Origin of the sequence: Zoogloea dura (assembly GCF_012927165.1) — a bacterium.
Lineage (GTDB): Bacteria > Pseudomonadota > Gammaproteobacteria > Burkholderiales > Rhodocyclaceae > Zoogloea > Zoogloea dura.
Genome location: NZ_JABBGA010000011.1, coordinates 33582 through 55021, shown reverse-complemented (window position 1 = coordinate 55021; position 21440 = coordinate 33582). Strand labels below are relative to the sequence as shown.

Below are 21440 nucleotides of genomic sequence, written 5' to 3'. Positions count from 1 at the left end.
CCGCCGCCCCCGTATCGAGAAGAGACAAGATGGACATCAAGACCTACATGCAGACCGTCGGCCGCCAGGCCCGCGCCGCCTCCCGCGCGGTGGCGGCCGCCTCCACCGACGCCAAGAACACTGCCCTGCTCGCCATGGCCGCCGAGATCCGTACCCACCGGGCCGAGCTCACCGCCGCCAACCAGCGCGACCTCCAGGAGGCCCGCGCCAATGGCCTCGAGGCAGCCATGATCGACCGCCTGACCCTGTCCGAAAAGGGCATCGAGGCGATGGCCCAGGGCCTCGAGCAGGTCGCCGCCCTGCCCGACCCGGTCGGCGAGATGGGCGAGCTGAAGCGCCGCCCCTCCGGCATCACCGTCGGCAAGATGCGCGTCCCGCTGGGTGTCATCGGCATCATCTACGAGGCCCGCCCCAACGTTACCGCCGACGCCGCGGCCCTGTGCCTCAAGTCCGGCAACGCCGCCATCCTGCGCGGCGGCAAGGAGGCCCTGCACTCCAACCAGGCCATCGCCACCTGCGTCCGGGCCGGCCTGGCCGCCGCCGGACTGCCGCAGACCGCCATCCAGGTCATCGAGACCACCGACCGTGCCGCCGTGGGCGAGCTGATCGCCATGCCGGAATTCGTCGACGTGATCGTTCCCCGTGGCGGCAAGGGCCTCATCGAGCGGATCTCCAACGACGCCCGGGTGCCCGTCATCAAGCACCTGGACGGCAACTGCCACGTGTACGTGGACCAGTTCGCCGACCCGGCCAAGGCACTGGCCATCGTCGAGAACTCCAAGACCCAGCGCTACGGCACCTGCAACACCACCGAATCCCTGCTGGTGGATGCCAGCATTGCCACGGCCCAGCTGCCGGCCTTGGGCATCATGCTGGCCGGCAAGGGTGTCGAGCTGCGCGCCTGCCCGGCATCGCTGGCCATCCTGCGGGAAGCCGGCATTCCGGCCGCCCAGTTGAAGGAAGCCATCGAGTCCGACTGGACCGAGGAATTCCTGGCCCCCATCATCGCCATCAAGGTGGTGGACGGCCTCGATGCGGCCATCGACCACATCAACACCTGCTCGTCCCAGCACACCGAGTCCATCGTCACCGAGAACCACACCCGGGCCATGCGCTTCCTGCGCGAGGTGGACTCGGCATCGGTGATGATCAACGCCTCGACGCGCTTCGCCGATGGCTTCGAGTACGGCCTTGGCGCCGAGATCGGCATCTCCACCGACAAGATCCACGCCCGTGGTCCGGTCGGCCTGGAAGGCCTCACCAGCCAGAAATGGATTGTCTTCGGAGATGGCCACGTGCGCGCCTGATGCCCACATAAATCTCCTGTCCGGGTGCATTCCCGGCTAAGATTCAAACGCCCGTTTGATTCGCATCTCAGTGCGACAGGCGGGCGTTTGCACATCCATACCAACAAGACAGGAGACAGCCATGAAACCCTTTCTACGCACGGCACTGCTCGCCATTGCCATGCTCACCGGACACGCGGCACACGCCGGCGATATTGCCGGCGTCCATTTCGACGAGCGGACCAGCCTTGCCAATTCCGAGCTCCAGCTCAATGGCGGCGGCCTGCGCACCCGCTTCATGCTCAAGATCTACGCGATCGGCCTGTATTCGCCAAAGAAAGCCGACAACCTCGAGGCCCTTCTCGCCCAGGCCGGCCCCCGCCGCATTCAAATCGTGACCCTGCGCGAACTCACCGCCGAGCAGTTTGCGGACGGCCTGGTCGAAGGCCTGCGCAGGAATCACACGGAAGCGGAATATGCCCGGCTGCAAGCCCGTATCGATGAATTCAGGGCCGCGCTGCTCAGCCTGCGAAACGCCGCCCCCAATACGGTGATCCGCCTCGAATGGCTGCCCGGCAGCGGCACCCGCCTCCTAGTCGGCAATGAACAGCGCGGCCGGGACATTCCCGGCGAGGACTTCCAGCGTGGCCTGTTACGCATCTGGCTGGGAGATAAGCCGGTGGATTCCGACTTGCGGAGCAGCCTTCTCGGCAGGAATTGAGCGTATTGCGGCATCTCCCGCCGCGGCGCAGAATCGGGAGATGCCCGCTCAAGCCCCCCCTCCCGGCACCCGGCCGCCTGCCGGATTTGCCAGCATCATGCCGGCCCCATTTGGCCGGATAGGCATCCGCTGCACCGACGGATTGATAGACGAAATCGTTTTCCTGCCGCCGGAAACTCCCCTCATCGCCCCCAACGGAATGCTCGAGGAAATGGCCGTCAGCCAGATCGGGCGCTACCTCAACGACCCGGAATTCCCCCTGGATCTGCCCCTCGCCTGGCGTGGCACGGAATTCCGCCGCCAGGTGTGGGCCGCCATCGCACGGATCCCCCGGGGCCACAGCAGCACCTACGGCGAACTGGCCCGCCAGCTGGACAGCAGCCCGCGGGCGGTGGGGCAGGCCTGCGGCGACAATCCCTTTCCCCTCGTCATTCCTTGCCACCGGGTCACGGGCCGGACTGAAATCGGCGGCTTTGCCCACGACTGCGGCGGCTTTCTGCTCGAAACAAAGCACTGGCTATTGCGTCACGAAGGTGTCCTGCCCCCCAGGCTACCGGGCTTCTGAAACCTCAATTCGCGGAACCACCGCTCAACGGCACGCTCCAATTCCCGTCAATGCCTTTCACCGGAAAGCCCCGAAACATGTCCCGCACGTCCCTGTCAGCTCCCGAAACCCCGGCCACCCGCTTTCTCCGCCAGCATCACACGGCCTTCTCCGCCCATCCCTATGCCTACGAAGAGCACGGAGGCACCCGCGTCTCGGCCCGCGAGCTGAATGTGCACGAGCATGCCGTCATCAAGACCCTGGTAATGGAGGATGAAGCCCGGCAGCCCCTCATCGTGCTGATGCATGGCGATCGCAAGGTATCCACCAAGGAGCTCGCCCGCCAGGCCGGCCGCAAGCAGATCAGCCCCTGCGACCCCGCCGTCGCCCAGCGCCACACAGGCTATCTGGTCGGCGGCACCTCGCCTTTCGGTACCCGCAAGAGCATGCCGGTATTCATGGAGGAATCGATCCTGGACCTGCCCCTGATATATATCAACGGTGGAAAGAGGGGCTTTCTCGTCGGCGTACATCCCCACGATATCGTCCAGATGCTGCACCCCGGCCTGGTGAATGTGGCCCTGGAATAAAATGAAATAAAAACACTTGCCAAATACCAGCCTGCTGGTGGCAAAATAAAAGGCGCAATAAGGGCATGGCACATGCCAGCCTCTACCTACAATCGGGCACTTCAGTCAAAGCCATTGCCCCTGGCCAAAGGACACGACACCATGGAACTCTCTTCCCTCTCCCTCACCGAATTGCGCCGCCTGCAATCGAAGGTTGAAACCGAAATCCGCCGCCGCTCCGACACGGCCAAGAAGGATCTGCTCAAGCGCATGCAGAAGCTTGCCGCAGAACACGGCATGAGCCTCACCGAAGTGCTCGGTCAGGAAAGTGCCGAAAAGCCGGCTGCCGCGGCTCCCCGCAAGGCCGCCGCGAAGCCGGCCAAGAAGGCCGCCAAGCCCGCCTCCACGATCAAGTTCCGCCACCCGGAAAACCCCGCCATCGGCTGGACCGGTCACGGCCGCAAGCCCCAGTGGGTGATCGACTGGCTGGCCCAGGGCAAGCCGCTGGATGATTTGCGCGCCAATGCCGCTGCCGCCGAAGCAGCCTGAGGCACAAATCAACAGGGCGCCCGACGGCATTGGCCGCGAGCGCCCTGTAATGTCCCCGCAGTGTTTCAATCAGCGGTATCGAGCACGCTGATTGCCATGCGCAATCAGCGTGGCAATCCGGCGGTGGGTGCATGCTCGGGCGGAGGGGACCCATCCCGCCCCCGCTCTATGAATACACCCACGCGTCGCACATCCTTCATCACACCAATTTTTGCAATCGCCAGCTTCACCCACGGCGCACCAAATTCGTCAAAAAGCAGTTTGACGATGAATTCGCCAAGCGTCTCGATCAGATTGAATTGATGACTGGCCAGCTCCTCGCGGATCCGCTCGATCACCCTGGCGTAATCGATCGTATCGGCAATGTCGTCGTGCTCTGCCGCGGCGTCCGGCACCCCGAAGGTCAGATTCAACTCGAGTGTCTGCTCGGTCACCCGCTCCCGCGGATAAATACCAACCCGGGACTTGACCCGCAATGCTTCGATAAAAATGAAATCCATCGTCTGTCCCAGCTAAAATCGCCGCCATTCTAGCTCGCGCCACACTCAACGAATGCAACTCGCGCTCCTGCTCGCCGCCTACCTCCTCGGCTCCATCCCCTTCGCCGTCGTCGTCAGCCGCCTTTTCGGCATGGCCGACCCCCGCAGCTACGGCTCGGGCAACCCCGGTGCCACCAATGTCCTGCGCAGCGGCAACAAGCTCGCCGCGATCCTGACCCTGCTCGGTGACGGCTTCAAGGGCTGGCTTGCCGTCTTCCTGGCCGCACGCTTCGGCCCCGAGCTGGGCCTGCCCGACAGCGCCGCCCCCATCGCCGCACTGGCGGCCTTCCTGGGCCACCTGTTTCCGGTATTCCTGGGCTTCAAGGGCGGCAAGGGCGTCGCAACGGCGGCCGGCGTGCTGCTCGGCGCCAGCGGCTGGCTGGGGCTGGCCACCCTCGGCGTGTGGCTGGGAGTCGCCGTCACCACCCGCTACTCGTCACTCGCCGCGCTGTGCGCCGCCGTCGCCTCACCGGGCATCGCCTTCCTGCTGGGCCTTGCCCCGGCCTGGATCCTCTCCATCAGCATCATGTCGGGCTTGCTGGTGTGGCGGCACACGGACAACATCAAGCGCCTGCTGAGCGGCCAGGAAAGCCGCATCGGCAGCAAGAAGAAGGACGCCTGACCACTCCCGGCCGGGAGGCTACCCGGCACCCACCGGCGCCGCGATGTCCATCAGGTTCCAGCGTGGCCTCACCGCAAAGCACCCATCCGCATCCGCCCCCCGCTCCCCGGCCATGAAACGCAGGGCGCCAGCGAAGGCGATCATGGCGCCGTTGTCGGTACACAGCTCCAGTTCCGGGTAGAACACCCGCGCCTTGCGCCGCAATGCAGCCTGGTCGAGGGCGCTGCGCAGGGCCAGATTGGCCCCCACCCCGCCAGCCACCACCAGTTGCTTCAGCCCGGTATGGCGCAAGGCCGCCATCGACTTGGCCACCAGGACCTCCACCGCCGCCGCCTGGAACTCCGCCGCCAGATCAGCCTTGTCGGCCTCGCAGAAGCCCGGCGTCCCGACAGCGGTGAGGACCGCCGTCTTGAGCCCGCTGAAGCTGAAATCGAAATCCTTGCTGTGCAGCATCGGCCGCGGCAGCTTGAAGCGTCCCGGCGCACCCGCCTGCGCCAGGCGGGCCAGCGCCGGACCACCCGGATAGCCCAGGCCGATCAGCTTCGCTGTCTTGTCGAAGGCTTCGCCCGCCGCGTCGTCCACGGTTTCTCCGAGCAGGGTGTAGCCGCCCACCCCCGTCACCCGCATCAGCTGGGTATGCCCACCCGACACCAGCAAGGCCACAAATGGAAAATCCGGCGGCGTTGCAGACAACAGCGGCGACAGCAGATGCCCTTCGAGGTGATGCACCGGCAGCGCCGGGATGCCCAGCGACACGCCCAGCGCCTCGGCCACGCTCGACCCGACCAGCAGCGCACCGGCCAACCCTGGGCCGGCGGTATAGGCGATCCCGTCGATCCCGGCCAGGCTCAGCCCGGTGTGCTCCAGCAACTCGCGGAGCAACACGGGAAGGCGCCGGATGTGATCCCGCGATGCCAGCTCCGGCACCACCCCGCCGTAGGCGGCATGCAGATCGACCTGGGAATGCAGGCGGTGGCCCAGCAAGCCCCGCTCCGTGTCGTAAATGGCAACGCCCGTCTCGTCACAGGAGGACTCGATACCCAGAATGCGCATGATGCATCCGCAAGAAAAAAGGAGATTTTACCCTCAGCCCACCCACAAAGCGAAAAGTGGACTTGGTAGACCCGAACGAACTGGTTATACTCTTCTTTTTTCCGTCCAAGAATTTTCGAGGAAGCACGCAATGCCGGGTATTCGCGTCAAAGAAAACGAGCCGTTCGAAGTTGCCATCCGCCGCTTCAAGCGCACTATCGAAAAAGTGGGCCTGCTGCCCGAACTCCGCTCGCGTGAGTTTTACGAAAAGCCGACCGCCGAGCGCAAGCGCAAGCTCGCCGCCGCCGTCAAGCGCCATCACAAGCGCCTGCGCAGCCAGACCCTGCCCCCGAAGATGTACTAAGCAACACCCAGGTACACGCTTCCCGATCGCCACGCGATACGCGCATCTGCGCGAGCGCGTGGCGTTTGCGCTTTTCCGCGCCCGCCGACGGACGCCCTCCCCCGGGCCTCCCCAGGCCACCCGCTCCATCACAGAGGAATCCCCACGCAATGTCGCTGAAGGTCCGGATCAACGATGACATGAAGGCCGCCATGCGCGCCAAGGAAGCCGCCCGCCTTTCCGCCCTGCGCCTGCTTCTGGCAGCCATCAAACAGAGGGAAGTGGACGAGCGCATCGAACTGGACGACGCAGCGATCGTCGCCGTGGTAGACAAGATGCTCAAGCAGCGCCGGGACTCCGTCTCCCAGTTCGAAGGCGCCCAGCGCTTCGACCTGGCCAGCGCAGAGCGCTTCGAGATCGAGGTACTGTCCGCCTACAAGCCCGAAGGCCTGAGCACCGAGCAGATCACCGCCCTCATCGACGCCGCCATCGCCACCACCGGCGCGGCCAGCCCCGCAGACATGGGCAAGCTGATGGCCGAACTCAAGCCCAGGCTGGCCGGCAAGGCCGACATGGCCGAGGTCTCCAAGCTGGTCAAAGCCCGACTCGGCAACTAGGATTCATGAGGATGGCGCCTCCGGCGCCGTCGCCCCATTCATGATCCCGCAGTCCTTCATCCAGGATTTGCTCGCCCGCGTCGACATCGTCGAGGTCGTCGAGCGCTACCTCCCCCTGAAAAAGGGCGGAGCGAATTATTTCGCCTGCTGCCCCTTCCACGGCGAGAAATCCGCCTCCTTCTCCGTCAGCCCGACCAAGCAGTTCTATCACTGCTTCGGCTGCGGCGCCCACGGCAGCGCCATCAGTTTCCTGATGGAATACAGCGGCCTGGGCTTCATCGACGCCGTCAAGGAACTGGCCAGCAACGTCGGCATGACGGTCCCGGACGACGACTTCACCCCAAACCGGGACCGCGCCCACGAACAATCCCTGACCGAGGTCATGGCCCAGGCCGCGCGCTTCTACAAGGAGCAGCTCAAACGCAGCCCGGTGGCGGTGGACTACCTCAAGGGCCGCGGCCTCACCGGCGAGATTGCCGCCCGCTACGGCCTCGGCTACGCCCCCGAAGGCTGGCAGTCACTGCAGGCCGCCTTCGCCGACTACAGCGCCGGGCAGCTGCTGGAGTGCGGCCTGGTCCTCGAGAACGAACAGGCCCGCCGCTACGATCGCTTCCGCGACCGCATCATGTTCCCCATCCAGGACCAGCGCGGCAACGTCATCGGCTTCGGCGGCCGGGTGCTCGGCAAGGGCGAACCCAAGTACCTCAACTCCCCGGAAACCCCCATCTTCGAAAAGGGCCGCGAACTCTATGGCCTCGTCCAGGCCCGCCAGGCCGTGCGCGACCATGAATGCGTGCTGGTGGTGGAAGGCTACATGGACGTGGTCGGCCTGGCCCAGTTCGGCGTCGGCAACGCCGTGGCCACCCTCGGCACCGCAGCCACTCCGCACCATATCCAGAAGCTGCTGCGCCTTACCGACCGGGTGGTCTTCTGCTTTGACGGCGACGCGGCCGGCCGCCGCGCTGCCGGCCGCGCCCTGGAAGTCAGCCTGGAGCACCTGGCCGACAACAAGACCATCACCTTCTTGTTCCTGCCCGAAGAGCACGACCCGGACAGCTTCGTGCGCAGCGAAGGCCCCGACGCCTTCCGCGCCGCCATGACGCGCGCCCTGCCGCTGGCCGAGTTTCTGCTAGCCGAGCTGCGCAAGGACATCGACCTGGACACCGCCGAAGGCTGCGCCCGCCTGGTCCACGAAGCCAAGCCCCTGGTCACCCGCATCGCCGCCCCGCTGCTGCGCCTGCAGGTGATCAAGATGCTGGCCGAAGCAGCCGGCTTCACGCAGGCCGAAGTCGAGCAATCCTTCGGCCTCAAGACCAACCCACCGCCTCGCCGCTTCGACCCGGACAACGCGTTCGAGGGCGAAGGCCGGCGCGGCAACGGCAACTTCCGCGGGCGCCGGGGCTTTGGCAAGGAACTGCCGCGACTCGCCCCGCGCACCGCACCGCTCAACCCCATCGAGACCCTGCTGCGCCTGGTCGTGCAACACCCCGTGCTGGCAGCCCGCATGCCCATCGACCTGCTGCCGGGCGACACCCCCGAGGGCAGCGCACTGATCGCCATCACCGACGCAATGAGCGTGGGCGACCTGCCGACCCACGGCGTCGGCGCCCTGCTGGAGCATTACCGGGACACCCCGCACGCCGCCACGCTGGGCCGCATCGCGGCGCAGCTAGCCGACATGCCCATGGACGAGACGGTTCTGGAACCCCTGCTCAACGACACGCTCTACAAGCTCGAGGCCACCCAGGTCGAGCAGGAATTCCTCGCCCTCAATGCCCAGGCTCGCGAAGGCGGGCTCGACCCCACCGGCCGCAGACGCCTCGCGGAGCTGCTGGTGCAGAAAGAAAAGCTTAAAAAACGACCCAAAGTATCGGATTCGTAATATAATTTTCGGTTTCGCGCAATTCGCTCGCCGAGACGATCAACGACAAATCGGACGACACATCGAGGACAGTCATGACCACGGAAAAAGCCAAACAACCGCGCAAAGCGCCTGCCAAGCCGCGAGCTGCGAAGGTCAAGGACAAACTCGCCCCGATGATTGCCGAGGCCCCCTCGGCGGAAGAGGCGGAAGTCCGCCGCACCCGGCTCAAGAGCCTGATCGCCCTCGGCAAGGAGCGCGGCTACCTGACCTACGCCGAGATCAACGACCACCTGCCCGACGACCTGGTTGACGCCGAGCAGATCGAATCGATCATCACCACCTTCAACGACATGGGCATCCAGGTCTTCGACGTGGCCCCTGCCGCCGAAGACCTGCTCATGTCGGAAGTCGCCCCCACCGTGGTGGACGACGAGCAGGCCGAAGCCGAAGCCGAGCAGACCCTCTCCGCGGTCGACTCCGAGTTCGGTCGCACCACCGACCCCGTGCGCATGTACATGCGCGAGATGGGCACCGTGGAACTCCTCACCCGCGAAGGCGAAATCGAGATCGCCAAGCGCATCGAGGAAGGCCTCAAGCACATGATCCAGGCCATCTCGGCCTGTCCGACCACCATCTCCGACATCCTCGAAGCCGCCGACAAGATCTCCAAGGAGGAGATGCGCATCGACGAGCTGATCGACGGGCTGATCGACCCCAACGCCGTCGAGGCCATTGAAGAGCTCGCCGAGAGCGACGACCTCGACGTAGACGACGCCGAAGAGGAAGAAGACGAGGAAGACGGCGCCGGCGGCGGCGCCCAGTCTGCCTCCCTGATCAAGCTCAAGGCCGAGGCCCTGGAACGCTTCGCAACCCTGCGCGACCTCTACGAAAAGATGGTCGCCAGCCTGCAGAAGAAGGGGCCCCAGGACAAGACCTACATGAAGCTCCAGGAGCAGATCTCCAGCGAGCTCATGAACATCCGCTTCACCGCCCGCACCACCGAACGCCTGTGCGACGCGGTGCGCCACATGGTCGACCAGGCCCGCACCCACGAGCGCAAGATCCTCAACCTGTGCGTGGACAAGGCCGGCATGCCCCGCCCCCACTTCATCAAGAGCTTCCCGGGCAACGAGACCAACCTGGACTGGCTCAAGGCCGAGATCGCCAACGGCCCGGCCAATACCGCCGTGCTGATGCGCATGCAGCCTGCCGTGCTGGAAGAGCAGCAAAAGCTCATCGACCTGCAGGACCGCATCGGCATTCCGCTGAAGGACCTCAAGGACATCAACAAGCAGATGTCCACCGGTGAAGCCAAGGCCCGCCGCGCCAAGCGCGAGATGACCGAGGCCAACCTGCGCCTGGTGATCTCCATCGCCAAGAAGTACACCAACCGCGGCCTGCAGTTCCTCGACCTGATCCAGGAAGGCAACATCGGCCTGATGAAGGCCGTGGACAAGTTCGAATACCGCCGCGGCTACAAGTTCTCCACCTACGCCACCTGGTGGATCCGCCAGGCCATCACCCGCTCGATTGCCGACCAGGCCCGCACCATCCGCATCCCGGTGCACATGATCGAGACGATCAACAAGATGAACCGGATCTCCCGCCAGATCCTGCAGGAAACCGGCAACGAGCCGGATCCCGCGACCCTGGCCGAGAAGATGGAAATGCCCGAGGAGAAGATCCGCAAGATCCTCAAGATCTCCAAGGAACCCATCTCCATGGAGACCCCGATCGGCGACGACGACGACTCCCACCTGGGCGACTTCATCGAGGACAACGCCACCATGGCCCCGGCCGACGCGGCGCTGTACTCCAGCCTGCGCGACGCCACCAAGGAGGTCCTCGACTCCCTCACCCCGAGGGAAGCCAAGGTTCTGCGCATGCGTTTCGGCATCGAGATGAATACCGACCACACCCTTGAAGAGGTCGGCAAACAGTTCGACGTGACCCGCGAACGGATCCGCCAGATCGAAGCCAAAGCCCTGCGCAAGCTGCGCCACCCCAGCCGCTCCGAGCGCCTGCGCAGCTTCCTCGACAACGAAGCCTGACCCGACCAAGGGGCCGCCCGCGGCCCGCAACCCTTTCGGGCCCATAGCTCAGTTGGTTAGAGCAGGCGACTCATAATCGCTTGGTCACAGGTTCAAGTCCTGTTGGGCCCACCATATGCATCAAGCACTCAGGCCAACCCTCCGGGGTTGGCCTGAGTGCTTATATGGGTTCGGGTCGAGCCAGGGTTTCACGGCCCCTGTCGTCGTACTCGGCTAGCTGTGCTGCCCGGCCAAGGCGGATCGACGCCCGCCCCCTCATCGCTCCGGGGCAACAGTCGCCAGCCGTACCGTGAAGTGGAAGTTCGAGCCCACACCGGGCCGGCTGCTGACACCGATCTCGCCATTCATCAACTGGACCAGCTTGCGGCACAGGGCCAGGCCGAGGCCGGTGCCACCGTGGCGCCGGGTGGATGAGCCATCACCCTGCTCAAAGAGGGAGAAGATCCGTTGCAGGTCGGCCTCGGGAATACCTGTTCCCTCGTCCTCCACGCAACAGTACAGGCTCAGCTCGGCCAGGCTCTCGCTGGCAATGCGGAAGCGGACGGTGATCCGCCCCTGCCCGGAGAACTTGATCGCGTTGTCCACCATGTTGTGGACGACCTGGGTAATCCTGGCCGGGTCGCCAAAGACGGTTCTGTCCGACAAGGCGGGCTCGATTTCGATGCCGAGGGTCAGGCCCTTGCCACTTGCGATCGGGCCGAATATCTCCTGCAGGCTCTCGCCGATCCCGGCCGGACGGAATGCCTTCAGTTCAAGCGACATGCGCTCGGCCTCGATGTCGGCGATATCGATCAAATCGTTGATGAGGGTGAGCAAGCGCTGGGAAGCCAGCCTGGCTTTATCGAGGTGGCCCTGCTGCCTCGGGTCCTCCGCCCGCTTCAAGGCCAGGCTGGTCATCCCCATGATGGCGTTCATCGGGGTGCGCAGTTCATGGCTGACATTGGCCACGAACATGTTCTTGGCGCGGTGGGCGCTTTCGGCGGCGTCCTTGGCAATGCGCAGGGCGGTCGTACGGTCGGCCACCAGCGCTTCCAGGTGGTCCTGGCGACGCTCACGCTCGAGTTCGGAGCGCTTCTGCGCGGTGATGTCCATCAGCGCGCCCGACAGGATCTCGTGCTGGCCGTCAGGAAGAAGGACCCGGTCGGCCCGCTCCCGGTGCCAGCGGAGATCGCCGTCCGGCAGCAGGAAGCGGTACTCCACGTCCATCGGTTCCTGCCCCGCCTTGCAGGCCATCTCGGCAGCCAGCAGGCGCGCCCTGTCGTCCGGATGCACACGGGCATAGAAATCGGCAGGATTGGCGAACTTCACATCCCGGGGAAATCCGCGGATGTCATATACCTCGTCCGACCAGAACCACTGGTCCGTCGCGGACTCCCAGCGATACAGGCCGATTCTGGCAAAGGCGAGGGCCTGTTCGTACCATTCATTGAGGCAGCGCAGGCGGGCCAGTTCGGCGGCGGAGCCGGATGCGGCCGGGGGCACGGCAGAACCCTCAGGAATCGAAGGAAGGGGCGTCATCGGCGTAGTCATGGCAGTAGCGTGTTCATCAGGCTGGGGCACTATCTCGATCACGGTACGGGATTGCCATCCATGAGTGAAGTGAAGCGCGTCATAGCCTGCAGCCCCTTACGACCCTAGGATGTCGGCAGGCATGACTCTGCATTGAAACCATGGGGCCCATCTCAAACCTTTCCAGCACCATCCTGTGGCGCGCCATCACCGCCACAGGCGAAACCGAGATCTTCCATCTCAAGCTCATTGCCGATGACTGGGCAGGAGCGGATGGCAGGGTCGAAGCCGTGACCGCCGATCTGCATTCACTCTGCCTGACCAGCCTGTCCGTAGAGTTCGATTGACGGCCGCGGCGCTGCCCCAGCCCTCAGATCTGGTAGTCCTCCACGTCGGAGTGGGCGCCGGGCGCCGTGCTCTTCACCAGCAAGGCGGTAGCCCAGAAGGTGCTTCCCTCGCCCGGCAAGCTGTCACACCCTGCGTCCCCACCCATCATCCTGGCCAGTTGCCGGACGATGGCAAGGCCCACGCCGGTCCCGCCGTAGCGCCGCGTGTTCGAGTTGTCGGCCTGCTCGAAGTGTTCGAAGAGCCGGTCGATATGCTCCCTGGCCACGCCGATCCCCTCGTCCTGCACTTCGAAGCGGACCAACGCATTGCCCGCCGCCTCGCTCACACACATGACCCCTATCCGGATCGTACCCTTCTCGGAAAACGTGATGGCATTGTTGCAGAAGCAGGCAAGAATCGTGGTGAGGTGAACAGGATCCCCCAGCAGCAGCTCCGGGAGTGGCCCAACGTGATGCGTGACCTGAAGCCCCTTTGGCTGTGCTCGCTCAAGGGCCATTGCGGCGACATCACCGATCAACTGCTCGATGTCGAGCTTTTTCAGCCGCACGTGAGTCGATCCTGATTCGATATCCACCAGGGTCAGGATGCCGCCGATGACGGTATCGAGTCTCTTGACACCGGCCTCCAGCATCGCGAGGCGGCGCGACTGCTTTTCGGTCAGCGGGTCCCGCCGGAAAAGGCCTGCCACACCGGCAATGTGATGCAAGGGCGTGCGCATTTCGTGGGACATGTTGCCGAGGAACAGCGTCTTGGCCCGGTTCGCAGCTTCTGCCCGCCCCCGCGCATCTTCCAGGGCGTGCATGAGGGCCCGTCGGTGGGTGATGTCTTCAATGACCGCGGATGAAAACTTGATCTGCCCTGCGGCGTCCCGGACGGAATGGGCAACGACATGCACCCAGATCGTGGTGCCGCTCTTCGTCAAGATACGCTTCTCGATGTCCAGGACATCGCTCTCCCCAGCCCAGAAAGAACGCATCCGGGTGAGTTCGCCGCCAACATCATCGGGATGCGTGATGTCGGATGGCCGCATCTGCCCTATCAATTCCTCGCGCGCATAGCCGGTCATCTCGCAATAGCGGTCATTGACCAGTTGATAGAGCCCCTCCGCATCGAGTTGGGCGGCGCCGATCGCAAGGTTGTTGAAATAGACCCTGAACTGCTCGTTCTTCTCCTGGATCTTCTCCTCTGCAACTCTCCTCAAGGCCTCCTTCTCTGCATGCAAATTCCTGAATGCATGCTTGCGCCGCCCTAACAGCAACAATCCGACCAATGTGCCGGCGGCACTGAATGCATAAAGGGCTCCCATTTCCATCGCCGAATGACGCCATTCGGCAAAAACGCCATCCACGTCGCGGCTTACCCCAATCACCAGGGGCTTGTCGGCGGTGGCGCCGGAAGGATGAACCGTACGGATCGCAAAGAAGCGCTTGTCACCGGTGGCTGTCGCCACATCCGCGATAAAGGAGGCATGCCGGCCACTCTCCATGTGGCGAACAAAAGGTGAATCGGACTTTTTTGACAGCGATATGCCGCGGATGTCCGGACTCGTCTGGGTACTATAAACAACCTGCCCGTCGGCATGAGCCACCGACAGGCGCATGTCGCTCGCGTACAGCATGGAGCGCATCAGCACGCCAAAGAACTCCGGGTCGACGATGGCCAGCAGATAGCCCTTGAACGGCTCGGAATCGACACTTAGCGTTTTGCCCAGACTGATCGTGAAGTTTCCCAGGGGCGTGTTGAAGGGGCGTGACACATACAACATGTCCGGCTGATGGCTTTCCCTGATCGTCGAATAGCGCTCACTGTCCCGGAAGTTCAATCCGATGAGCTGGGCCTTGTTGCTGGCGACGACCACGCCCTCGGCATCGACATACAGCAAGGTTCTTATACCGGTCATCGCCTCGGAGAGAATCATCATTCTCCGGCTGACACGCTGGACACCATCCTTCTCGAACAACTGGCCGGGAATATCCTCCCTGAGCGCATCCATCATCCGCGACGTGGCGCGCAGTTGCTCGCCTATGTTTGCGTCCAGCGCCTTGGCCAGGAGCGTGAGCCGTTCCTCCTCGCGTTCGGCGGTTCTGATGTATTCAAAATAGATATCCACCCCGATCAACGAACCCACCAGTCCAAGCACGACCAGACTGACCCTCCAGGAACGTTTCATACACCCCTCCGCGCCTCCAGGCGCAATTCTTTTGGCTGCGCAGCCATATGCCCTTTACTATATCCGCAGTTATGGTCAACCGTCCGAGACGCACGCCCACAAACGGGTACGGGGGAGCGATCACCACCTGGCAGATCGCCCCCCTGCAGACCTGCGCGGCCTCCTGGCACCTTATCCTCCGCCCATGTGTGCAAACTACCGCCCCTCCTCCCCGGAAGACCTCGCCGCCTTTCCACTGCCGCCCCCCGGTTTCGCCTATGCCGAGGCCTACCCGGGCGCCATCGTTCCCATCGTCACCAACTACGCGCCGCGCATGTGGGTGCCTGCCTGCTTCGGTCTGATCCCGGCCTGGGCCAGGGACACGAAGATCGCCCGCAGCACCTATAACGCCCGCTCCGAGAGCGTGGGCGAGAAGCCCTCATTCCGGCGCGCCTGGCTACGAGGGCAGCTCTGCATCATTCCCGCCGCTGCCCTCTACGAACCCTGCTACGAGACCGGCAAGGCGGTGCGCTGGCGGATCGAACGGGATGACGGCAAGCCGATGGGGATTGCCGGAATCTGGGAGAGACGGCAGCAGGACGACGGCTTGCCGCAGTGGTCGATGAGCATGCTGACCGTCAATGCCGACGGCCATCCGCTGATGGGGCGCATGCACAAGCCCGAGGATGAGAAGCGCTCCGTGGTCATCCTGCCCCACGATGCCTGGGGAAGCTGGCTGCGCTGCCGGTCGGAAGAAGAGGCACGGCACCTGCTGACCGCCGCCAACGATCCGACCCTGCGCGCCTCGCCTGATCAAGGCTAGCGTGGCACTCCCGGCCCCCACGCCCCACCTCGGCCGGCCCGGGCAATCGCCGAGGTTATTTTTCAATGAAGCGCGCGGAAAGATGAACGCTTTTCCACCGGGATGCAGGATACTTATCGCGCCGCAATACCGACCGTCACGCAGTGTCTGAACTCGATCCAACCCAAACCGAAAGCCCGACCCCGCCGCCTGCGGCCGCCCAACCCCGTCATCGCCTGCGCTGGACCCTGACAGGCCTCGCGGTGATTGCACTGATCGGTGGAGGCGTCTTCCTCGCCGACGAGATCCAGACATCCCGGCTACAGGCCGAACACCTCACCCGCTACGCCGCACAGCTCGACTACCAGACGGTCGACGGGCAGGACGGCAGGCTGCGCTATCCGGGCCACGGTCCCTTCGACGAGCGCCTGGGCTACACCCGGCTGCCGGCAGTCATCAGCCACCTCGATGCCCACGGCTTCCGGCGGGTCCGCCAGACACGCTTCTCCGAAACGCTGATGGATTACACCGGGCGCGGCTATTTCGCGCCCTTCCACGAAAAGACCCGGGCCGGGCTCGACCTGGTCGACAGCCGCGGCGAGACGCTCTACGACTTCCGCTACCCCTACCGGAGCTACCCGGACTTCGAGGCCGTGCCCACCCGGATGGCCCAGGCCCTGATGTTCATCGAGAACCGCGACCTGCTCGACGAAGCACGTCCCCACATGAACCCGGCCGTCGACTGGGTGCGTTTTGCACGTGCCGTGCTCGGCCGGGTCGGCCGCCTGGTGAGCGAGGACTTCGATGCACCTGGCGGCAGCACCCTCGCCACCCAGATCGAGAAGTACCGCCACTCCCCCGACGGCGTGACCCCCAACGCCGGCGAAAAGCTGCGCCAGATGGTGTCGGCCAGCGTGCGCGCCTACCTCGATGGCGAGGAAACCCTGCCCACGCGCCGCCGCCTGATCCTCGACTACCTCAACACCGTGCCTCTGTCCGCAGCGCCCGGGCACGGCGAGGTCAATGGCATCGGCGATGGGATGTGGGTGTGGTTCGGCACCGATTTCGAACAGGCCAACGCCCTGCTGGCCGCACCGGACGGCACCGGCGAGCAGCTGGCCGCCCAGGGGCGGGTGCTGCACCAGGTCGTCGCCCTGCTGATCGCCCATCGCCGCCCCACCTATTACCTGCCCTTCAAGGGCCGGGAAGCCCTCGCCAAGCTCTCCGAAAGCCATCTACGGCTGCTCGCCGAGAATGGCCTGATCAGCCCGGCGCTGCGCGACGCGGCCCTCGCCCAGCCCCTCCGCTTCCGCGACCTGGTGGCAAACCCGCCGCTCCAGCCGGCCCGCGTCAGCAAGGGCACCACGGCCATCCGCAACCGGCTGGCGGGCATGCTCGACGCCTCGCTCTACGAACTCGACCGCTTTGACCTGGCCGTCACCACCACCCTCGACGGGGACCTGCAGGCAAAGGTCAGCGACTTTCTCGGGCAGCTGCACACCCCCGAGTTCGCCCGCAAGCAGGGCCTGCTTGGCGAACGCATGCTCGTTCCGGCCAAGCTGGAAGGCGTCCATTACAGCTTCAACCTGGTCGAGCGGATACCCGACGGCAACCGGGTACGCGTGCAGACCGACACCACCGACCAGCCCCTCGACATCAACGAGGGCAGCAAGCTGGAACTCGGCTCGACCGCCAAACTGCGGGTACTCACCAGCTATCTCGAGATCATCGCCGAGCTGCATCAGCGGCTCTCCAGCCAGAGCCCCGCCGAACTGCGCAAGCTCAAGATCGACTCGCGCGACAGGCTGTCCCTGTGGGCCGTCGAGTACCAGGCCCATGCCTCCGACCGCAGCCTGTCCGTCATGCTGCAGGCGGCCCTGGAACGCCACTACTCGGCGAGCCCCGCCGAGACCTTCTTCACCGGTGGCGGCGCACATACCTTCAACAACTTCCGCGCCGAGGACAACGGGCGCGTACCCACCCTGCGCGAAGCCCTGCAAGGCTCGATCAACCTGCCCTTCGTGCGCCTGATGCGCGACATCGTGCGCTACACGATGTACAACGGCCCGAGCCAGACCGCACAGCTCCTCGAGGACGACAGCAACCCGCAACGCGCCGACTACCTCGCCCGCTTCGCAGACCGGGAAGGCCAGACCTTCCTGCGGCGCTTCTGGCACAAGTACCACGGCAAATCTCCGGAGCAGATCCGCGAGGACTTCCTCGACGACCTGCGCCCCACTGCCGACCGGCTGGCTGCGGTGTTCCGGTACCTTGACCCCAAGGCCACACCAGCACAGCTCGGCGCCTTCCTGCGCGAGCGTCTGGCAGGCAAGGCCCTCTCCGACGACGCCCTGGTCAAAGTCCACGAACGCAATGCTCCGGAGGCCTACGACCTCACCGACCGCGGCTACGTGGCGCGCGTGCATCCGCTCGAACTGTGGCTGGTCGGCCACCTAATCGCCCATCCCGAGGCACGCTGGAGCGACGTCGTGGCCGCCAGCGCCGACGAGCGTCAGGCGGTCTATCGCTGGCTGTTCCGCTCACGCCACAAGGGCGCCCGGGATTCGCGCATCTACACCATGATGGAGATCGAAGCCTTCGTGGACATCCATCGCCGCTGGGCCCGGGTCGGCTACCCCTTCGGCCACCTGGTGCCGTCCTTCGCCACCGCGCTGGGCAGCTCAGGCGACCGCCCGGCAGCATTGGCGGAGCTGATGGGCATCATCGTCAACGATGGGGTGCGCCAGCCCACCCTGCGCATCGACCGCCTCGACTTCGGCGTTGGAACCCCCTACGAGACGCGCTTTGCGCGCCCGGCCGGCGAGGGCGAGCGGGTGATGGCACCGGAAGTAGCGGAGGCCCTGCGCAATGCCCTCTCCGAAGTGGTCGAGGGCGGCACCGCGCGGCGCCTGTCCGGCGCCTTCAAGCTCGCCGACGGCAAGCCCCTCCCGGTGGGCGGCAAGACCGGCACTGGCGACAACCGCATCGTCATCAGCCAGGGGCATGGACGCGGCGTCGCACTCAACCGCACGGCCACCTTCGTCTTCTACCTCGGCCCCCGCCATTTCGGCACCCTCACCGCCTACGTGATGGGCCCGGACGCCGCCAGCTACCAGTTCACCTCGGCCCTGCCCGTGCAGATCCTCAAATCCATGGGGCCGATCCTGATCCCGCATCTCGAGGACAGGAACTCGGCGGCACCATCCCCCTGAGCCTGCCCCGGGCACCACGGGCGGCACCCCGCATTTGTGCAGAGCAACAGGTTTGACCTGCATCATCACGGCCCGGCCCCAAGCGAATAGATTGGGCGCCGGTCCTCCATCAGCCAACACCGCCACACTCATGTTCAATGCCATTCGTGCCCTGCGCACAGCCGCCTTTCTCTTCTGCCTCCTCGGTCTGACCGGACACGCCACGGCCAATGACCATGGCGGGGGTGGCGTCAGCGACATCGTCTCCCTAGAAGCCATCACCACCAACCTTGCCTCCAAGACCGGGAAGGAATCCCGTTTCATCCAGCTCGTCATCGCCCTGCGCCTCCACGACCCCCAGGCCGCAGCCGCCATCACCGCCTACATGCCGCAGATCCGGCACGACATCCTGCTGGTGCTGTCGTCGCACACGGGTGAAGACCTCAAGCTCACTTCGGGCCGCGAAACCCTGGTGGACGAGATCAAAGACGCGGTGAACGGCGTCATCGGCACCCCCGCCAGGACGGACAAGAAGGGCAAGCGGATTGCCGGCGAGGGGCCGGTCAAGCAGGTGTTCTTCACGTCCTTCATTGTCCAGTAAGCGCGGAGCTCCCCACTCCCCTTGAAGCTCCCGGGTGGAGCGATTACGCTTTGAGCCGGCACACCGCCCCGAAGCCTGACGGATCCATCCCATGAATCGCGCCCTCACAGTCCGGGCTCTCGGCCTTGCGAGCTGGGTCGCCTGTATTCTGCCCATGCCCGTCACGGCCGGAGCCCCACCCGCCGTTACAGAAGCAGCCGTCCACGTGGAGCGCACCGCCAACGGCGGCTTCGCCGTCGATCTGGTCATGCTTGCCCGTGTCCCGCCGGCCCTGGCCTGGGCCGTGCTGACCGACTTCGAGCACATGGCCAGCTTCGTCCCCAACCTCACGCGCAGCCAGGTGCTCTCCAGCCAGGGCAATCTGCTGCAGATCAGCCAGAAGGGCATTGCCCGCTATGGCCCCTTCTCGACCGAGTTCGAGTCGATCCGGGACATCCAGCTCACCCCGAAGCGGGAGATCCGGGCCCATGGCAGCGGTGGCAACGTCAGGCAGATGGAGAGCCTGATGCAGGTGGAGGCGGCCGACGAGGGCACTCGCCTGCGCTACCACGCTGAAGTGCTGCCGGGCTTCTGGTTCCCGCCCTGGGTCGGCACAGCCCTGGTCCGCCACGAGACCGCGGAGCAGTTCTCCGCCGTGATCAACGAAATGCAACGGCGCCAGGCGGCCCAACCCCTCCGGACGGCCCCCTGAGCCGGGCCGCCTGCTTACAAGTCAACAAGGTCTTACATCTCGGCAGACAACCTCCGGAAACGGGTCGCGTTACTCGATGCAAGGGCTGGCTCTCCCGCCGCCCGGCAACCAAGACCGATTCCTTCCAGGAGAACACACATGCTGAACAAGATCTTCGCCGTCGCCGCCACCACTGTTTTCGCCACCACCGCCTTCGCCCAGGCCCCCTCCGCCGGGCCCGCGGCCGGCCCCACTGCCGGCCCTGTCGCGGCTCCTGCCGCAAGCATCAAGCCGGCTGCTGCAGCCGCCCTCGAGAAGAAGGTCGAAGCACCGAAGGTGGATGCCGCCAAGGCCGACGCTGCGAAGACCGTCGATGGCGCCAAGAACAAGGCTACCCATGCCCACAAGCATGCCGCCGATGCCGCCAAGCAGGCGGCCGATACCAAGCCCGTCGAGGCCATCCCGACCAAGTAAGCCCGCGTGCCATCCGGTCACCGCCTCGCAAGGCCGTGGCCGGCAGCCCGACGCCTCATCGCGGCGGGCGGCACCTCCCAGGAGCGACACCATGAAAAAACTCTGGATTCTGGCCCTCGCCGCGACCGCCAGCGCAAACGCCTTTGCCGACCGGGGCTGGCACGATGACTGCGACGAACATTACAGTGGGCACCGCCACTGGCGCGACCGCCCGGCGCTTGTCTATGAACAGCCTCAGGTGGTCTACCAGGCTCCGCCGGTGGTCTACCCGGCACCCCGGGTGGTTTACCAGGAGCGGGTCGTCTATCGCGACCGCCCTGTTTACTACGCCCAGCCCGAGCCGGTGTATTACGACGCTCCGCCGCCCCGCTCGCGCCGTTACGATAACCGTGTGGTCGGTCAGGCCGTGGGCGCCATCGCCGGCGGCGTGATCGGCAACCAGATCGGCCGTGGCAGCGGCCGAATTGCGGCAACCGCGGTGGGCGCCGTGGTCGGCAGCATGGTTGGCGCCCGGGTCGTCGACTACTCCTACTGACGCCGCCCGGCGCCACACGCCATCAAGGCGCGGAAAGACTGGCGCCTTCCAGCCCCGCCTTGAAGCTGGCGGCCATCATCTCGGCCTTGGCCACCGCAGTCACCGCCGCATCGGGTGGCAGGAAGTCTGCGGCGGCCTCACGGAAGAGTGCCAGCCAGCGATCAAAATGCGCGGGCTGCAGGGGCAGGCGCATATGGGCCGTGTAGGGCGACCCGAAATAGCGCTGGCTGCCCAGCAGGATGCGCGACCAGAAATCGGTCACCACCTGGAGGTGATGCTCCCAATCCGTCACCGCGACAGCAAAGACCGGGCCCAGCACCGGATCCTGGCGGGCGCGGGTATAGAAGCCCCGCACCAGGGCCTCGAGATGCGCTTCGTCCAAGCCGACTGCATCCTGCATGACAGCTGCCTCCCCAACCCGCTC

Annotated in this window: 22 protein-coding genes and 1 tRNA gene; 18 read left to right on the top strand and 5 right to left on the bottom strand. The window is 65.2% G+C overall.

The window, feature by feature from the left end; all coding sequences use genetic code 11:
* Positions 1-29 precede the first annotated feature (29 nt).
* The 5 genes from HHL15_RS14400 to HHL15_RS14380 all read left to right on the top strand — a co-directional run bounded on the left by HHL15_RS14400 (position 30) and on the right by HHL15_RS14380 (position 3669).
* A complete protein-coding gene (locus HHL15_RS14400) occupies positions 30-1307 on the top strand; it encodes a glutamate-5-semialdehyde dehydrogenase (RefSeq protein WP_169146479.1) in 1278 nt (425 codons plus the stop codon).
* 121 nt (positions 1308-1428) lie between these two features.
* Entirely contained in the window at positions 1429-2007 is a 579-nt protein-coding gene (locus tag HHL15_RS14395) for a chalcone isomerase family protein (RefSeq protein WP_169146478.1), read from the top strand.
* 97 nt (positions 2008-2104) lie between these two features.
* On the top strand, positions 2105-2572 hold the full coding sequence (locus HHL15_RS14390; RefSeq protein WP_235943403.1) for a methylated-DNA--[protein]-cysteine S-methyltransferase: 468 nt from the start codon (positions 2105-2107) through the stop codon (positions 2570-2572).
* Between the two features lie 77 nt (positions 2573-2649).
* Complete coding sequence (ybaK, locus tag HHL15_RS14385; protein WP_169146476.1) at positions 2650-3141, top strand: Cys-tRNA(Pro) deacylase; 492 nt, start codon at positions 2650-2652, stop codon at positions 3139-3141.
* Between the two features lie 141 nt (positions 3142-3282).
* On the top strand, positions 3283-3669 hold the full coding sequence (locus HHL15_RS14380) for an H-NS histone family protein (protein ID WP_169146475.1): 387 nt from the start codon (positions 3283-3285) through the stop codon (positions 3667-3669).
* 104 nt (positions 3670-3773) lie between these two features.
* Here HHL15_RS14380 and HHL15_RS14375 read toward each other — a convergent pair whose 3' ends face one another.
* Positions 3774-4169: a dihydroneopterin aldolase gene (locus HHL15_RS14375; RefSeq protein WP_169146474.1), complete on the bottom strand. Its 396-nt coding sequence runs from the start codon at positions 4167-4169 to the stop codon at positions 3774-3776.
* Between the two features lie 52 nt (positions 4170-4221).
* Here HHL15_RS14375 and plsY point away from each other — a divergent pair, with 52 nt between their 5' ends.
* Positions 4222-4830, top strand: coding sequence for a glycerol-3-phosphate 1-O-acyltransferase PlsY (gene plsY, locus HHL15_RS14370; protein WP_169146473.1), 609 nt, complete (start codon positions 4222-4224; stop codon positions 4828-4830).
* A gap of 18 nt (positions 4831-4848) precedes the next feature.
* Here the strand turns inward: plsY and tsaD are convergent, their stop codons facing one another.
* Positions 4849-5883 carry a tRNA (adenosine(37)-N6)-threonylcarbamoyltransferase complex transferase subunit TsaD gene (gene tsaD / locus HHL15_RS14365; protein WP_169146472.1) on the bottom strand — a complete coding sequence of 345 codons (1035 nt, stop codon included), beginning with the start codon at positions 5881-5883 and terminating at the stop codon, positions 4849-4851.
* 130 nt (positions 5884-6013) lie between these two features.
* Between tsaD and rpsU the strand changes: the two genes are divergently transcribed.
* From rpsU to HHL15_RS14340, 5 genes are all read left to right on the top strand, one after another.
* On the top strand, positions 6014-6226 hold the full coding sequence (rpsU, locus tag HHL15_RS14360; protein ID WP_079432811.1) for a 30S ribosomal protein S21: 213 nt from the start codon (positions 6014-6016) through the stop codon (positions 6224-6226).
* Positions 6227-6375: 149 nt separating this feature from the next.
* Positions 6376-6822 (top strand): GatB/YqeY domain-containing protein, encoded by a 447-nt coding sequence (locus HHL15_RS14355; RefSeq protein WP_169146471.1) that lies wholly within the window; start codon positions 6376-6378, stop codon positions 6820-6822.
* A 40-nt stretch (positions 6823-6862) separates the two neighbouring features.
* A complete protein-coding gene (gene dnaG / locus HHL15_RS14350; RefSeq protein ID WP_169146470.1) occupies positions 6863-8704 on the top strand; it encodes a DNA primase in 1842 nt (613 codons plus the stop codon).
* Between the two features lie 74 nt (positions 8705-8778).
* The gene (gene rpoD, locus HHL15_RS14345; protein ID WP_169146469.1) at positions 8779-10737 is read left to right on the top strand and encodes an RNA polymerase sigma factor RpoD; all 1959 of its coding nucleotides are present in this window, start codon (positions 8779-8781) and stop codon (positions 10735-10737) included.
* 37 nt (positions 10738-10774) lie between these two features.
* Positions 10775-10851, top strand: a tRNA-Ile gene (locus HHL15_RS14340).
* 141 nt (positions 10852-10992) lie between these two features.
* Here HHL15_RS14340 and HHL15_RS14335 read toward each other — a convergent pair.
* A complete protein-coding gene (locus tag HHL15_RS14335) occupies positions 10993-12267 on the bottom strand; it encodes a sensor histidine kinase (protein WP_169146468.1) in 1275 nt (424 codons plus the stop codon).
* Positions 12268-12407: 140 nt separating this feature from the next.
* Between HHL15_RS14335 and HHL15_RS14330 the strand changes: the two genes are divergently transcribed.
* Positions 12408-12593, top strand: coding sequence for a hypothetical protein (locus tag HHL15_RS14330; protein WP_169146467.1), 186 nt, complete (start codon positions 12408-12410; stop codon positions 12591-12593).
* A 23-nt stretch (positions 12594-12616) separates the two neighbouring features.
* Here HHL15_RS14330 and HHL15_RS14325 read toward each other — a convergent pair whose 3' ends face one another.
* Complete coding sequence (locus HHL15_RS14325; RefSeq protein WP_169146466.1) at positions 12617-14764, bottom strand: ATP-binding protein; 2148 nt, start codon at positions 14762-14764, stop codon at positions 12617-12619.
* Between the two features lie 184 nt (positions 14765-14948).
* Between HHL15_RS14325 and HHL15_RS14320 the strand changes: the two genes are divergently transcribed.
* The 6 genes from HHL15_RS14320 to HHL15_RS14295 all read left to right on the top strand — a co-directional run bounded on the left by HHL15_RS14320 (position 14949) and on the right by HHL15_RS14295 (position 21016).
* Positions 14949-15566, top strand: a complete 618-nt coding sequence (locus HHL15_RS14320; protein ID WP_169146465.1) for an SOS response-associated peptidase — start codon at positions 14949-14951, stop codon at positions 15564-15566.
* A gap of 143 nt (positions 15567-15709) precedes the next feature.
* Complete coding sequence (locus HHL15_RS14315; RefSeq protein ID WP_169146464.1) at positions 15710-18757, top strand: transglycosylase domain-containing protein; 3048 nt, start codon at positions 15710-15712, stop codon at positions 18755-18757.
* Positions 18758-18887: 130 nt separating this feature from the next.
* Positions 18888-19337, top strand: a complete 450-nt coding sequence (locus tag HHL15_RS14310) for a flagellar basal body-associated FliL family protein (RefSeq protein ID WP_169146463.1) — start codon at positions 18888-18890, stop codon at positions 19335-19337.
* A 91-nt stretch (positions 19338-19428) separates the two neighbouring features.
* On the top strand, positions 19429-20028 hold the full coding sequence (locus tag HHL15_RS14305) for an SRPBCC family protein (RefSeq protein WP_235943402.1): 600 nt from the start codon (positions 19429-19431) through the stop codon (positions 20026-20028).
* Between the two features lie 138 nt (positions 20029-20166).
* On the top strand, positions 20167-20481 hold the full coding sequence (locus HHL15_RS14300) for a hypothetical protein (protein WP_169146462.1): 315 nt from the start codon (positions 20167-20169) through the stop codon (positions 20479-20481).
* 91 nt (positions 20482-20572) lie between these two features.
* Positions 20573-21016 carry a glycine zipper 2TM domain-containing protein gene (locus tag HHL15_RS14295; protein WP_169146461.1) on the top strand — a complete coding sequence of 148 codons (444 nt, stop codon included), beginning with the start codon at positions 20573-20575 and terminating at the stop codon, positions 21014-21016.
* Between the two features lie 22 nt (positions 21017-21038).
* On the opposite strand, the gene HHL15_RS14290 is transcribed toward HHL15_RS14295, so the two are convergent.
* Entirely contained in the window at positions 21039-21416 is a 378-nt protein-coding gene (locus HHL15_RS14290) for a group III truncated hemoglobin (RefSeq protein ID WP_169146460.1), read from the bottom strand.
* Positions 21417-21440 lie beyond the last annotated feature (24 nt).